Annotated in this window: 17 protein-coding genes; 4 read left to right on the top strand and 13 right to left on the bottom strand. The window is 52.3% G+C overall.

From position 1 onward, the window contains the following. Nucleotides 1-19 precede the first annotated feature (19 nt). From ACJJIZ_RS09480 to ACJJIZ_RS09425, 12 genes are all read right to left on the bottom strand, one after another. The gene (locus tag ACJJIZ_RS09480; protein WP_444915974.1) at nt 20-1,387 is read right to left on the bottom strand and encodes an ATP-binding protein; all 1,368 of its coding nucleotides are present in this window, start codon (nt 1,385-1,387) and stop codon (nt 20-22) included. Then, nucleotides 1,384-2,058: a response regulator transcription factor gene (locus ACJJIZ_RS09475; protein ID WP_282931897.1), complete on the bottom strand. Its 675-nt coding sequence runs from the start codon at nt 2,056-2,058 to the stop codon at nt 1,384-1,386. The genes ACJJIZ_RS09480 and ACJJIZ_RS09475 overlap by 4 nt, the downstream gene beginning before the upstream one ends. 34 nt (nt 2,059-2,092) lie before the next feature. Further along, nucleotides 2,093-2,410, bottom strand: coding sequence for a PepSY domain-containing protein (locus tag ACJJIZ_RS09470; RefSeq protein ID WP_282931896.1), 318 nt, complete (start codon nt 2,408-2,410; stop codon nt 2,093-2,095). 65 nt (nt 2,411-2,475) lie between these two features. Continuing rightward, nucleotides 2,476-3,039, bottom strand: a complete 564-nt coding sequence (locus tag ACJJIZ_RS09465) for a glycine zipper 2TM domain-containing protein (RefSeq protein WP_413664972.1) — start codon at nt 3,037-3,039, stop codon at nt 2,476-2,478. Nucleotides 3,040-3,182: 143 nt separating this feature from the next. Beyond that, entirely contained in the window at nt 3,183-3,884 is a 702-nt protein-coding gene (locus ACJJIZ_RS09460; protein ID WP_444915973.1) for a DUF3106 domain-containing protein, read from the bottom strand. After that, entirely contained in the window at nt 3,877-4,116 is a 240-nt protein-coding gene (locus ACJJIZ_RS09455) for a hypothetical protein (RefSeq protein WP_444898060.1), read from the bottom strand. Before ACJJIZ_RS09455 ends, ACJJIZ_RS09460 begins: the two co-directional genes overlap by 8 nt. After that, the gene (locus tag ACJJIZ_RS09450; RefSeq protein WP_444915972.1) at nt 4,100-4,486 is read right to left on the bottom strand and encodes a hypothetical protein; all 387 of its coding nucleotides are present in this window, start codon (nt 4,484-4,486) and stop codon (nt 4,100-4,102) included. Before ACJJIZ_RS09450 ends, ACJJIZ_RS09455 begins: the two co-directional genes overlap by 17 nt. Then, nucleotides 4,483-5,007, bottom strand: coding sequence for an RNA polymerase sigma factor (locus tag ACJJIZ_RS09445; RefSeq protein WP_444912518.1), 525 nt, complete (start codon nt 5,005-5,007; stop codon nt 4,483-4,485). Before ACJJIZ_RS09445 ends, ACJJIZ_RS09450 begins: the two co-directional genes overlap by 4 nt. A gap of 362 nt (nt 5,008-5,369) precedes the next feature. Further along, on the bottom strand, nt 5,370-5,783 hold the full coding sequence (locus ACJJIZ_RS09440; protein ID WP_444915971.1) for a hypothetical protein: 414 nt from the start codon (nt 5,781-5,783) through the stop codon (nt 5,370-5,372). 149 nt (nt 5,784-5,932) lie between these two features. After that, on the bottom strand, nt 5,933-7,297 hold the full coding sequence (locus tag ACJJIZ_RS09435; RefSeq protein ID WP_444915970.1) for an L-cystine transporter: 1,365 nt from the start codon (nt 7,295-7,297) through the stop codon (nt 5,933-5,935). Between the two features lie 162 nt (nt 7,298-7,459). Next, the gene (locus ACJJIZ_RS09430) at nt 7,460-7,900 is read right to left on the bottom strand and encodes a TlpA family protein disulfide reductase (RefSeq protein WP_413664965.1); all 441 of its coding nucleotides are present in this window, start codon (nt 7,898-7,900) and stop codon (nt 7,460-7,462) included. After that, the gene (locus ACJJIZ_RS09425) at nt 7,839-9,242 is read right to left on the bottom strand and encodes a YihY family inner membrane protein (protein ID WP_444915969.1); all 1,404 of its coding nucleotides are present in this window, start codon (nt 9,240-9,242) and stop codon (nt 7,839-7,841) included. The genes ACJJIZ_RS09430 and ACJJIZ_RS09425 overlap by 62 nt, the downstream gene beginning before the upstream one ends. Before the next feature lie 172 nt (nt 9,243-9,414). Here ACJJIZ_RS09425 and arsC point away from each other — a divergent pair, with 172 nt between their 5' ends. From arsC to sppA, 4 genes are all read left to right on the top strand, one after another. Continuing rightward, nucleotides 9,415-9,759: an arsenate reductase (glutaredoxin) gene (gene arsC / locus ACJJIZ_RS09420; RefSeq protein WP_444905922.1), complete on the top strand. Its 345-nt coding sequence runs from the start codon at nt 9,415-9,417 to the stop codon at nt 9,757-9,759. Then, nucleotides 9,759-10,379: an NAD(P)H:quinone oxidoreductase gene (gene wrbA / locus ACJJIZ_RS09415; protein WP_444915968.1), complete on the top strand. Its 621-nt coding sequence runs from the start codon at nt 9,759-9,761 to the stop codon at nt 10,377-10,379. The genes arsC and wrbA overlap by 1 nt, the downstream gene beginning before the upstream one ends. A gap of 10 nt (nt 10,380-10,389) precedes the next feature. Beyond that, nucleotides 10,390-10,737: a DUF2069 domain-containing protein gene (locus tag ACJJIZ_RS09410; RefSeq protein WP_444898065.1), complete on the top strand. Its 348-nt coding sequence runs from the start codon at nt 10,390-10,392 to the stop codon at nt 10,735-10,737. 86 nt (nt 10,738-10,823) lie between these two features. Then, the gene (gene sppA, locus ACJJIZ_RS09405; RefSeq protein WP_444915967.1) at nt 10,824-12,689 is read left to right on the top strand and encodes a signal peptide peptidase SppA; all 1,866 of its coding nucleotides are present in this window, start codon (nt 10,824-10,826) and stop codon (nt 12,687-12,689) included. 30 nt (nt 12,690-12,719) lie between these two features. Here sppA and ACJJIZ_RS09400 read toward each other — a convergent pair whose 3' ends face one another. Further along, nucleotides 12,720-13,013, bottom strand: coding sequence for a DUF3175 domain-containing protein (locus tag ACJJIZ_RS09400; RefSeq protein WP_444915966.1), 294 nt, complete (start codon nt 13,011-13,013; stop codon nt 12,720-12,722). Between the last annotated feature and the right edge of the window lie 257 nt (nt 13,014-13,270).

The following is a 13,270-nucleotide window of genomic DNA, read 5'->3' as shown; positions in this document are numbered from 1 at the left end:
TTGTCGAGCAAAACGGAAATTACAGCTGCACCGTAATTTCCGTACCTCCCTGAGGAAGAGGGACTGCATTTATTTGCCCTTCATAGCTCTCAACAATATCCACTACCACGGCAAGTCCAATACCCTGCCCAGGTTGCTGTTCATCGGCACGAACGCCCCGCTGGGTAACCGCTTGCCATTTCTCACTGTCCAGCCCTGGACCATTGTCTTTAACCCGAATAGACAGTTTGCGAGTATCTTCCATATTCTCAACGGCAACCGATAATTTCCCGTCACCATATTTATAAGCGTTATCCAGCAAGTTACCCAGGACTTCCATCAGGTCACCTTCGTCACCATAAAACAGGGTGTTTTCAGCACAGGAACTTTCGACATCACACGGCTTACTGCGATACACCTTTTCAAGCGCATCCAGTATTTTATGGAGCAGTGGCGCGACCGGTGTCCCCCGTATAATGGATTTCGGCGAACTGGTTACTGCCCGCTGCAGTTGATAACTGATAATACTGTCCATCCGCTGCACCTGATCCGTTAGCGTCTTGCCGGCGGTTGTTGAATCTCCAGAAAATTTGAGACCTTTCAATACCGCTAATGGCGTCTTCAGGCTGTGGGCCAGGTCAGCTAATGTGTGCCGGGTTTTTTCTCTCTGGCGGCGCTCATTTTCAATCAACAGATTTAAGTTATCTGTCAGTGGGCGCAGCTCCCGCGGAAAATTACCCTCCAATCGATCAGCACCCCCACGCTGCATTTCCTGAAGCGCATTAGCCAGGGCTGTCAGCGGGGCAAACCCCCAGCGCAGAACCAACCACTGTGCAAGGATTAATAACAATGCTCCCAACCCCAACCAGTGCCACATGGTTGAGCGAAACTGCCCCACTTGAGCCTGTAGCGGGGCCGCATCCTCGAGCACTGCAAAGGTAAACAAATTTTCATCTTCCAGCCCCCAGGCAACCCCTTGGCGGAAACTGCTATAACTTCCCTCTTCTCCCGGAACCGATACCTGCGAATAGGACTCCTGCCCCTGGGAAAGCGGATAGAACTCCAGCTGCGGCATTGCCAGGGCTGACTCCGAACGCCAGATAATCTCACCCTCCCGATCAATAACAGCGCCCACCAAACCGGAATCAGGCTGGTTGAAGCGTTGTTCGGGCAAACTCGGGGGCAGAATCAGGGTTTTGCCTTCCGGCTCAGCAACCGCCAGCAGGGTGTAAATGTAGACCTGCAGCTCCCGCTGCTTGGCTTCATTCAGGGACGTGCGGTAGGCGTGCTCGAGGACTCCAGAGATAAGAAGAATAAAGCCGACCAGCACAAGACTGGTAACCAGGGCCAGACGCCCCTTTAAGGAACCCAGAATATAGGAAAGCAGGGGGAAATTGATGGATCTCACTGCGGAATCACAAAGCGATAGCCGCGCCCGCGCAGAGTCTCGATAGGCTTAAGCTTGGCTGCCGCATCAATTTTTTTCCGCAGGCGTCCAATAAACACCTCTATCACATTACTGTCCCGGTCACAGTCCTGTTCATAGATATGTTCTGTCAGGGTGGTTTTTGACACTACCTCATCCGGATGAAGCATCAGGTATTCAAGTACCTTGTACTCAAATGAAGTCAGGTCCAATTCAACTTCATCCACACTAACCCGTTGCGCACTGGTATCCAGAACGATAGGTCCGGCTTTAATCGTCGGCGATGAGAAACCTGCGGAACGGCGAACCAGGGCATTCAACCGTGCGAGCAGTTCTTCAGTATGGAAGGGTTTTACCAGGTAATCGTCCCCGCCAGCTTCCAGGCCGGAGACCCTTTCCTGCCAGTGTCCCCGAGCCGTTAAAATCAGGATAGGAAAATGCTTCTCTTCACGGCGCAGTGTTTCAATAACCTGGATACCATCAATTTTGGGTAAACCCAGGTCCATTACTGCAACGTCGTAGGGATATTCCCTCCCCAGATAAAGTGCCTCTTCTCCATCAGGGGCTTCGTCAACAGTATACCCGGCCGTGCGCAGGGACTCTGCCAGCTGCTGCCGCAGTAATGCTTCATCTTCAACTAATAGTGCGCGCATAGTAATTACCTTATTGCGGCTCGCAATTATTCTGCTATCGGGATATACGGCCGCTCTGTTTATCGACAAACACCACATAAACCTGGCTTTTGGCCGACAGTCCCTTCACCCGATACACGGCTCGCCCCTGTTTTTTGGTCTCAGAAATGGCGAGAATTTTTCCACCAAAGCGTTGTTTTACGATTGAAGCAGCCCGATCCCTTGAGATTTCTCCCCCTTGAACACGAAGAAAGTGGGGCTGGAAACTCTCCCGCTCATAAGCGGGGTAGCTGTGTACCGTGGCACTGCAGAGCGCCGGCAAAAACACAGCGGTAAAAGCAATAAAGCCAAGTAAGGTACGATTCAGTTTCACGGTGCGGCTCCTGTGGATATCCAATTTTCCACCCTTTATAAACTCCCTGCCGCCCTCAACCGGGCTCAAAGAGCCGGTGAGACGTCGACATGGACCCGGATTCTATCGCCCGGATGATGGTCAGTGCGAGTCAAGTAAACTTGCCCATTATACCGATAGCGGACATCGTATCCGACTAATTCCCTTCTTGTAGAGTATTCATCTACAACATGGCAACGGGACTCTGTTGCATAGTGGACTGGAGCATTGGCACGGCTGATCTGGTTACCTACCAGGGCGCCCACCAAAGCCCCTGCGATTGTGGCGCCGCCACGATTGTGACTGCGATGATAACCGTAGCGTCCGCGGTGGCCGTGATCGCCTAAGTTATTGCCGATTGCAGCACCTATAAGTCCCCCCACTACAGTACCTGCCGGGGAAGTCGGCTCGCGATAGGCAACCTGTTCATCGCGACACTGAGTCGTCGGTGTAACAACCTGAACATCGGTGTAGACGGGAGTAACCTCGGTAACTCGCGCATAATCATAGCCACCCGCAGCATAGCCTCGGGGGCCCGCGCTGGCAGTAGAACTTAGACCCACCAGTGCCGCAACTGCCGCACCCGCGATTAGCTGTTTGTATAGTTGCACGATATATCTCCCGCTAGTCATCAACGGGAGCCAGATTACTTAAGATGATCTGAATAGACGCTGAATTACACTGTCGTACCAGCGTAGCAGCGAGGTAAAACGATAAGCCAGCCTCTCAGGATTGGAATTTGAATGGCAGGGCACTATTCAGGAGCCCCAGATGAACTATCAGTCTCCTCATCACCCTCTCGTCGGTCACTGGCCTCTCGATCACGCCTAGGCTGAGAATCCTGGTGCCTTCTCCCCCTTTCGTGCTCCCTTCTGGGCTTATCTCCTCTCGCCCGGTCGCCCCTTGGTCGGTCTTCTCTGTGCCGGTTTCCCCTAGGTCTACTCTCATCGGACCTATCCCTCCTAGGCCCATCTTCCCTGAGTCTATCCCCTTGCGCTCGCTCTCCCCGAGCCCTATCACCTCTGGGCCTTTGCGGTTCACTCCTATCGCCCCTAGCTTCCCGCCAGCGCTCGCGCACTTGCTCTCTCTGTTCGGGGGACATCTGCCGATATCTCTCACGAGCCTCACGGATACTCTCACGCCTGCCTTCCGGCAGGGCACGGTACTGTCGATAAGATTCCCGCAGCTGATTACGGCGTTCCTGGGGCAGAGACTGCCATTTTTCATAGCGCTGCCGAGCATTGTCGCGCTGCTCAGGGCTCATTGAGTTCCATCGGCGCGCACCCCGCAACAACCTCTCCTGCTGGCTATCAGACATGTTGGGCCAGCGCTCTTCCATGCTCTGTAACAGCTTGCGATCACTATCACTTAGGCTTTTCCAATCCACCGACCACGCCATACCAGCCCAAAGCAGAGAGGCTGCCATCAAACAAGTTGCGACCAGGGTTTTAATCATGACTGTCCCCCAGCCATATATCTTTGCTTTTGGTGCCTTCTTGGGTTTGCCCGGGACCTTGAACCAACTCGGGATCTTCAGGGATAACGACATCACCTTGTTCATCGACCCACTCTTCCAGGAATAACAGGAATTCCTCCGGCAGAGGCTCAGCTTCCTCCGCCTCGGTAGTACCTGGAAATACGAGCGCACACATAGATATGATGAATAAAACACTACGAAGAGTGCCCATCCAACTCCTCCGCCAACCACTGATAAAACTCCATATCCTCAATCATCTCGATATCCATATCTTCATCCAGCAGCCAATCACCACTCACTAGCAGCTCTGTACGACTTTCATTATTGATAACAGAACTGGGCCACCATAGAGCAAGAAATAGCACTGCGGCAGAAGCCGCTGTAACTGGAAGGTATGGATACAAGGTCTTGAGTGAAAAGTACCGTTTTTTATTATTTTGATCTTGCGCTGCGGAGCGGATTCGCCGCAACTCAGCCAGGGTTTCCGTATCGAGCGATCTCTCTCTACGTATAACAGCGGCACTGGCCGCTCCGAGTATACGCTTCTCGTTAGTCGATGAATTGTTTTCTAAATTACTCATTCCATCGCCTCCAAATGAACCCGCAGGCTGCGCAATGCTCGAGAGAGGTGAGTCTTCACACTTCCCTCGCTACAAGCCATAGCCCCTGCTGTCTCACTGACATTAAAGCCTTCAACGCAGCGCAACAAAAAAGCCTGCTGTTGACGCAGAGGTAACTTTTCAATGGCGCGGTCAATGGCATCAATCGTACGTTCACCGATTAGGACACTATCCGGGCTGCGGCCGTTGGGGTCGGGAAATTCACTCAGATCCCATTCATCGCCTTCGCTATTAATAGGAAGTTTATCTTTCAACAGCTGCCAACGGGACAAGTTTTTCTTGCGACGATGCCAATCGGTTATGCGGTTATTAAGAATGGTAAAAAATAATGGGCGCCACTCCGCACGGTCTCGGCAGCTATAGCTTTTGACGAGTGCAAGCATAGAGTCCTGAACGATATCCAGCGCATCATCACGGTCCCCTACAGCATATTTCGCCATAGTGAATGCCCGCTTTTCTACTGAAGCGAGAAACTGATCCATAAAAGCCGATTGAGGTCCCTTGACGAGGATGCAATCCTTCTACGGCTATTGCGGAGCCTCTAAATAATTCCGTGATATTTCTTTGGCTGTCAGGGCAGCTCACAGTCTAGGCGCGGCTTCACAGGAGTGTTTAAACCTTTTGAGAAGTCACAGCACAGAGTATGAACCACTCTGAAATCCCCGTAGGACAGACTTAGAAGGCCCCAGCTACTGCATAGCTCTTGCAAAGGACTAAGCCCTTTATCAGCAGGCTGCGCTTAGCGACTGCAGTCTTCCAAGACTATAGAAATATCACGGAATTATTCAGAGGCTCCTTAGTTTGCCGCAACCCACTAGATAATGCCTGCTACAACCAACAATCACTAATCGTTATTGTTGTCACGGGATCTACGATGGTGCTTTTTTGTCCGCTCGCCGCGTTCGTTCTTCCGATCGTATCTATTATCTATTCGCTCGCCTTTTTTATCGAGGCGCTCGTTTATTTTCTCACCTTTGTTATCCAGGCGCCTATCGATACGATCACCTTTTTTATCTAAATGTGCCGCTAATTTATCTCTCCCATTAGCGGCAGCCTGCTCAGACCGCTGGTCCAGGCGCTCATTAATACGATCACCTTTATCATCAAGGCGCTCTTCAATGCGATCCCCCTTTCGATCGAGACGATTTTCAATACGGTCGCCGCGATCATGTCCATTATCCTCACTGCTTTCAGCTTGCAGCGAGAGGGGAAAACCAAGGCTAAGCGCCAGTACTGACAGTCCTATCAGTTTATTCATAAGTTGCTCCAGTTCCGTGAACAAAAAACTCAATGCATTAACAGCACTGACTATAACGTCAGGCACTGGAGCTGGTTGACAGGACTCCTATGAAAAATCAGCGAAATCAGAAGACAAAAATAATCGGTGCACAAAGTACCATTCTCTGTTCAACCCTCTACAACTTCCGGGCCGGGCACTTCATCGCCGAGCCAGCGTTGTGTCAGGGTGCCAGCGGTCATAGCGCCGTTAACATTCAGCGCGGTTCGCGCCATATCAATCAGAGGTTCAACAGAAATCAGCAGAGCCGCGATAGTAACTGGCAACCCCATTGCCGGCAGTACCACCAAGGCTGCAAAGGTCGCCCCGCCACCAACGCCCGCTATACCGAAAGAACTGATCATTACAACCGCCACTAAAGTAGCAATCCATACTGGGTCCCATACATTGATCCCCATCGGCACTGCCACCATCACTGCCAGCATAGCCGGATAAATACCGGCGCAGCCGTTCTGCCCAATAGTCGCACCGAAAGATGCAGAGAAATTGGCAATTGCTGGAGACGTTCGCAGCTGGTCCACCTGAGTCTCGACATTCAGGGGAATAGTTGCAGCACTGGAGCGGGAGCTAAAGGCAAAAACCAGCACCGGCCATACCTTGGTGAAATAGTGCAGCGGATTGATACCATTAATAAGTAGCAGCAGACCGTGCACCAGGAACATCAAACCAATAGCCGTAAATGAGGCCAGCACAAAACTCAATAAGTTAAGAATATCCCCCATACTGGATTTAGCGATCAGGCCGGTAACCAAAGCCATCACGCCGTAAGGGGTAAAAGCCATCACTAGTCGCACCAGCTTCATAACCCAGACTTGAGCCACATGAACGAAGCGCTCAATCGCTGCGCCCTCTTCGGGAAATTCACGGCGAACCGCCAAGGCTGCCAATCCTAAAAGCACCGCGAATATAACCACCGCTATAACAGAAGTAGAGCGAGCCCCGGTCAGGTCCAGAAAAATATTGCGCGGCACAAAAGAGGTAATAATCTCAGGAATGGAAAGGTCTGTGACCTTGCCAATACGCTCATTCAGCACTTCCACTCGCGCAGCTTCCCTGGAACCCTCAACCAATCCCGCAGCCGACAAACCAAATAGCTCGGCCATAGCCACGCCAACTAGAGCGGCCACCGCCGTTGTTCCCAATAGCACCCCCAGGACTGAAATACTGATTTTGCCCAGCGCCTGGGTATGGCTGACTTTAACTACCGCAACTAATATGGAAGTCAGCACCAGGGGCATCACGAGTAAATACAATAGATTTACGTAACTGTCCCCTATCATCTCTACCCAAGGTATCACCTCTGCGGGTGCAGCCCCCCATCCGCGAGACAGTTGCAGGGTGCCTCCAAAGATAACCCCAAGAATCAGGCCAGCCAGCACTGCTGGTGCGAGGGAGTCACGGCCTCGCTGCCAGCGAAAAAGTCCGTATATAAAAACAATAAATAGAAGCAGGAAAGCAAATGAACTGATATGCATAAGGTCTGGGTCCCACCCGGAACAAAAGGGGAAAGTGGCGGCATGCTATCAGCGAACCGCCACAAGCCTATAGATGTGTTAGTTATAGTTTTATAAAGTTTGGGAGCTTCTAATAATCCACTGTTACCCCGCCGGCTTTTACCAGCACTCCATTAGTACTCGCTATAGATTGAGAGCCGAAATGAAGTCGTCTCTATCCTGCGGGCCAACCAATGTTTTATGCCAGCGACCATCGGTACCAATAATGAACGTAGAAGGCAGCACCTCCGGCTTCTCCTGCCCCCAGCGCCCTTGCGGTTCTGCCACTAGAACGGGAAAAGTAATACCCAACTTATCCGCCTGTTTTTGTATTTCCGCAATCGGTAAATTGTCGAAGTTCACCCCAACAACAACGACATTGTTGTTACCGTCGGCCAGTTGGTTAAGGACCGGGATCTCCTCTCGACAGGGCTTACACCACTCTGCCCAATAGTTAACCAGCAAAACCTTACCTGATACATCCAACTCTTCCCCATCAATGGCTAGAAGCGATTTATCGTCTTTAGCGCAGGCGCTTATTCCGCATACCAACAAAAGAAAGGTGACCGCTGCTGCTCTTGTCATCTTCACTTTGACTATTTTCATCAGGCCCACTTTCTCCCCCGGTTTCAGAGTTTGTTTGCTTATCATCAGTCCCGCCATCGTGGCCCAGCTCAAGGGGCTTATCTTCAGCTTCCTTCTGCTCGGCCTCCAGGAACAACTCCCCAACAGTAATACCTAATTGCTCTCGGGTTGACTCTCTGGCATTGGCAAAGCGTTGCTCTACCTCTCCATACCAGGGCAATCCATCCAGACTCGCAGGAATTCCACTGGGCATCCAATCCGAACTCAGCCAGCCTGCCAATTCAACCAGGGACACCGTATTCAGATCCCTTAGCAAAACATAATCATTGCGATCAGTCTGGGTCACCATACGATTAGCCTGAAGGATATTCCGCAACCTTCGCCACTGAACAAACTTGATTCCCATACGGGAAATATCTCGCTCCTTCAGAGGCCTCCCCTTCGCGCATTTCTTATACATCTGCCAGAGAACAATAAGGAGGGCAACCAGGTCAGAATGCTCCCGCTCCTGGGTCGCAGCTTGATAAACCGATAGTGTGCGCACCAACACACAGCCGGCCAATACCAGTATCCACATCAGATAAATCCAAAGCAGGAACAGGGGAACAACAGCGAATGCTCCGTAGATTGCCTGGACCGAACTCCGCGCTACCAACAAGCCGAATAAGTACTTCATAACCTCGAAAACAATCGAGATTATGATCCCCCCCTCTATTCCGTGGCGCAACGGGACATAGCAATTGGGCACAGCTATGAACAATAGGGTAAAAACTATGGAGCTGAAAACAAACGGCAGAATCCTGAATAACAACGAAGTTACTTCAAAGGAATCAGCTCCACCCAAGAAAAATTTTTGAGAAAAGACAAAAGTACTTGTCGCCAGTCCCGCCCCTAATAGGATTGGACCGAGACTCAATATCGCCCAGTACAAAAGAAAACTCGAAACGCCGCTGCGGCCTTTTTGGACGTCCCAGATAGAGTTAAAGGTCCCCTCGATACCACGAAGGGTCAAACCCGCAGTAATAATCAGCATCGCGATACCAACGCCAGTCAAACGCTGTGCCTGTTCGGAAAAACTGCTGATATATTTTTGGATCTCGCGCCCACTCTGAGGCAAAAAGTGGGTGAACAGTTGATCCTGTAACCTACTCTGCAAGCCGGCAAAGTCGGGAAACAGTGACAACATGGCGTAGCTGACTGTCACTAGGGGAACTATGCCAAACAGTGTCAGGTAAGTGAGAGCAGCCGCGCGTTGCCGACAATCCTTTTCATCAAACAGTTTCCACAGTGACGTCGCAAAGCGCAGCCAGTGGTTTCCCCAATCCTTTACGGTGCTTCTCATTGTGATCTCTCTATGCCTGGACATCTCGCCCAGGCCGCAGTATTACTGCCCCAAATAGCCAAGGAGCTCCCGAAAACCCCGCAGGACGTTGGGGGAATTATTCAGAAGCGCCTTAGAACTCCGCAACATTCTTCGGTTAGAATACGCCAAACAGTAACAGGATGCCGCCACAATGTGGACGATTTACCACAACCCCCGCTGCTCAAAATCCCGCCAAACCCTACAGTTATTGCAGGATAACGGTATTGAACCGGTGGTGGTTCTCTATCTACAAACCCCACCTTCTGCCGAGGATATTCAGCAGTTGCTGCACAAACTGGATATTGATGCACGACAGTTGTTGCGCACTGGTGAAGAACCCTACAAGCAGTTAAACCTGAAAGACAAAGATCTGGCCGAATCCCAGTTAATTGACGCAATGGCTCAAAACCCTATTTTGATCCAACGCCCGATCGTTATAAAAGGCGACAAAGCAGTGATAGGACGGCCCCCTGAAAATGTACTGGGGCTGATCTGATGGATCGGGACAACGAAGGCTATGTCCTCATCCTCTACTACAGCCGCACCGGTGCTACGGCGCGCATGGCCACCGAGCTGGCTCGCGGCGTAGAGGCCAGCGGGATCACCGCTCGCCTGCGCACCGTACCCGGCGTATCCCCAGACACTGAAGCCAGCGAGCCGCCGGTACCCACCGAAGGTGCCCCCTACTGTACAATCGAGGACCTGCGCAATTGCTCCGGTTTACTGATGGGCAGCCCCACCCGCTTTGGCAACATGGCCTCTCCGCTGCGCTATTTCCTTGACCAAACCAGTGATATTTGGCTCGATGGCAGCCTTACCGGTAAGCCGGCTGCGGTATTTACCGCCACTGGCAGTCTTCACGGTGGTCAGGAAACTACGCTGGTATCCATGATGCTGCCCCTGCTGCACCACGGCATGTTAATCGCCGGCATCCCATACTCCGAAGCCGCCTTAATGCGCACCCGCACTGGCGGCACACCCTATGGTGCCTCACACTGGTCCGGTGAACACGCCACATCGCTTTCCGATGACGAAGTAACCCTGTGCCGGGCACTGGGCAAGCGAATCGGCAGCCTGGCACAGACGCTGGATAATGCACATAACGGCGACAACTAGAGGATAAAGTGTGAACGATTCTGTACAGCGCAAGCTCAAGATAGCGCTGCGAATTAACTGGATTTGTTATATCGGCATGCTAGTGCTGTTTGTCGTCTGGAATCTATTCCTCGAAGGCGGCTCATTGTTCCTGTGGTGCTTGCAGACCATACCACTGCTGTTGGTACTACCTGGGTTACTAAAGCAGCACTATCGCAGCTATCTGTGGCTCTGTTTTATTCTTTTGCTGTATATCACTGCCAGTATTGTCGGTGTAACGATGCCTACACGCGGCTGGCAGGATGGCGTACTGGTAGTCCTTAGCCTTATCCTATTCTTTTCATCAATGATGAGCAGCCGCTGGCATCGCATGCAATAGCCACCGGCACTACTCACATTGCTAATGATTTTGTAACTGATAAATAGACAACGCTTGCCCCTCAGCGCACTAAGGAGTTTTGAGGTTTGACTGATTCATCCAATGAGAAAGGACTGTTCCGCAGCTTTTTTGGTGCCATTGGCGGCTCAATTACCTGGCTGAGGCGAGTGTTTACCAACCTGGTGTTCCTGTTAATACTGGTATTCCTGGGTATCGCAATTTTTGGCAAAGACGAACAGCTGGTAGTCCCACAAGGTGCAGCCCTGCGCGTGGCTCCGAGTGGATTTCTGGTAGATGAGCTCAGCCAGCCCAGCGGATTACCGATTTTCTTCGGTGGCTCCCAGGGGCCAGCGGAAATCAGGGTTAAGGATCTTGTCGACTCTATCGACAAAGCCGCACAGGACAAACGCATTTCCGCACTGGTGCTGGAGCTCGACAATATGGTCGGCGGCAGTCTCAGCAAGCTCGACGAGATTGGCGCAGCCCTGCAGCGCTTCAAGGCAGCCGACAAGCCCATTTATGCGGTGGGTGATAACTACACCCAGGCGCAATATTTCCTCGCCAGCCACGCCGACAAGGTGTACCTGAATCCAATGGGTTCCGTGATGCTCACCGGCTTTGGCGTCTATCGGAATTACTATAAAAGTGCCCTTGAAAAGCTCAAAGTTAATTTCCATGTGTTCCGCGTTGGCGACTACAAGGATTTTATCGAACCCTATACTCGCGACGACATGTCTCCGGCTTCCCGCGAGAATAACCAGCGCTGGCTGCATGAACTCTGGAGTGAATACACCGAACAGGTGACCGGCCTTCGCAACCTGCCAACTGAAAGCATCGATCTATTTATCGACGAGCTACCCCAGAAACTGCAGCAGCATGAGGGCGACTGGGCACGTACTGCTCTGGCCAATAAACTGGTCGACCAACTCGCCAACCGCAACTTGGCTGTTCAAGAGCTACGCAAAACCATTGGTGAAGATGAGAACGATGAACGCAGTTATAAGGCCATCGATGCCCTCACCTATTTACGCAGCCAAAAGCTCAGCGAAGTCGCCGCCAAGAAAGAACCCAATAAGATTGCCTTAATCACGGCAAGCGGTTCTATTGTCGATGGCCGCGCTCCCGCCGGCAGGATCGGCAGCGAAAGCCTGGGAGAACTAATCGCACAGGCGCGCAAAAAAGAAGTTGATGCACTGGTTCTGCGCATTGACAGTGGCGGCGGCTCCGCCTTCGCGTCAGAAGCAATTCGACAGGAGTTACTCGCTACCCGCGAAGCCGATATCCCTGTCGTTATCTCCATGGGCAGTCTGGCCGCATCTGGTGGCTACTGGATTGCTACCGGCGGCGATCGAATCTGGGCCTCTCCCGCAACCCTGACAGGCTCCATTGGCGTATTTGGTGCCTTCCCGACCTTTGAGGATTCCCTTGAGGCACTGGGTATTTATACCGATGGTGTGGGCACTTCAGACCTGGCCGGCAGCATGCGGTTGGATCGTGCCCTACCCGAGGCAGCCGCCAGTATCCTGCAACAGGGAGTGGATAATACCTACGCCAGGTTCCTGAGAATTGTGGCCGAGTCCCGTGGCAGCACTCCCAAGGAAGTGCACAAAATTGCCCAGGGCCAGGTCTGGACCGGGCGCGCGGCTAAAAACCTGGGGCTGGTAGACGATCTGGGCAATCTCAACGACGCCATTGCCGACGCCGCACAGCTTGCTGAGATCGAAGCATACGATGTAATAGAGATCCAGCGCGAGCTGACTCCCGGCGAAAGATTCCTGCGTGCCCTGAGCGATAATGTGGATGCACGTATCGCCGCCAGCCTTGAGGCAAACCTGCCACTCGGCGCCTGGTTAAACAGCTTACAACCGGTTTTGGCACCAATCGGCGAACTGCAGAGCTTCCGCGACCCGCGCGGACTCTACGTGCGCTGCCTGCCCTGCCTAGCCCCCTAAAAGACTTCATCGCCTCTACCCTGCGCCGGCTCAATGCCGGCGCGGACGCCCATAAAGCTCACGCAATTCATTTTTCGCGGCCTCCAGGATTCTGCGCCTGCGCGCAGGCAAATGATGACCCGCCCGATTGATATAAAAAGTGAGCATAGACATGGCTGAACGGAAAGGCTCTGATTTGCGCTGCTGACTGGCCTCAGCTGCACTCTTCAGGGATTTGGCTATCGCTTTTGGATCATCCAGGCTAAATACACCGGCTTCAAGGTCCAGCGCATGGCTGTTTGCCGTGACTCTCTGTGACCATTTGGCACTTTTTACTGATACCAAACCCCACCTCCATATCCGCAGTTCCCTGTTAAATATATGGTGGCTCATCCGGATTTGGTCGTTACGGGATCCCTAAGGAGCGCCTGAATAACTCCGTAATGCCTCTGCGGGCCTTGAAGGCTGCAGATGTTAGGCGCAGCTCGCCGCGAATGGCCGTAGCCCTTTGCAAGAGCTGCAACGCAGCAGCTGTGGCCTTCAAGGCCCGCCCTTCGGGGCTTGCAGAGCGATTCACACTCCGCGTTGCGACTTCTTGAAAG

This window comes from Microbulbifer maximicatervae (SeqCode), assembly GCF_052467225.1.
Note: the sequence above shows the minus strand (reverse complement) of the source record. Positions and strands in the feature narration are given on the sequence as shown.

Bases quoted from the DNA above. Each gene is read 5' to 3' on its own strand.
- ACJJIZ_RS09475 (WP_282931897.1), bottom strand. From the start codon at position 2,058: ATGCGCGCACTATTAGTTGAAGATGAAGCATTACTGCGGCAGCAGCTG.
- ACJJIZ_RS09460 (WP_444915973.1), bottom strand. From the start codon at position 3,884: ATGATTAAAACCCTGGTCGCAACTTGTTTGATGGCAGCCTCTCTGCTT.
- ACJJIZ_RS09455 (WP_444898060.1), bottom strand. From the start codon at position 4,116: ATGGGCACTCTTCGTAGTGTTTTATTCATCATATCTATGTGTGCGCTC.
- ACJJIZ_RS09450 (WP_444915972.1), bottom strand. From the start codon at position 4,486: ATGAGTAATTTAGAAAACAATTCATCGACTAACGAGAAGCGTATACTC.
- ACJJIZ_RS09445 (WP_444912518.1), bottom strand. From the start codon at position 5,007: ATGGATCAGTTTCTCGCTTCAGTAGAAAAGCGGGCATTCACTATGGCG.
- ACJJIZ_RS09440 (WP_444915971.1), bottom strand. From the start codon at position 5,783: ATGAATAAACTGATAGGACTGTCAGTACTGGCGCTTAGCCTTGGTTTT.
- ACJJIZ_RS09435 (WP_444915970.1), bottom strand. From the start codon at position 7,297: ATGCATATCAGTTCATTTGCTTTCCTGCTTCTATTTATTGTTTTTATA.
- ACJJIZ_RS09430 (WP_413664965.1), bottom strand. From the start codon at position 7,900: ATGACAAGAGCAGCAGCGGTCACCTTTCTTTTGTTGGTATGCGGAATA.
- ACJJIZ_RS09425 (WP_444915969.1), bottom strand. From the start codon at position 9,242: ATGAGAAGCACCGTAAAGGATTGGGGAAACCACTGGCTGCGCTTTGCG.
- arsC (WP_444905922.1), top strand. From the start codon at position 9,415: ATGTGGACGATTTACCACAACCCCCGCTGCTCAAAATCCCGCCAAACC.
- wrbA (WP_444915968.1), top strand. From the start codon at position 9,759: ATGGATCGGGACAACGAAGGCTATGTCCTCATCCTCTACTACAGCCGC.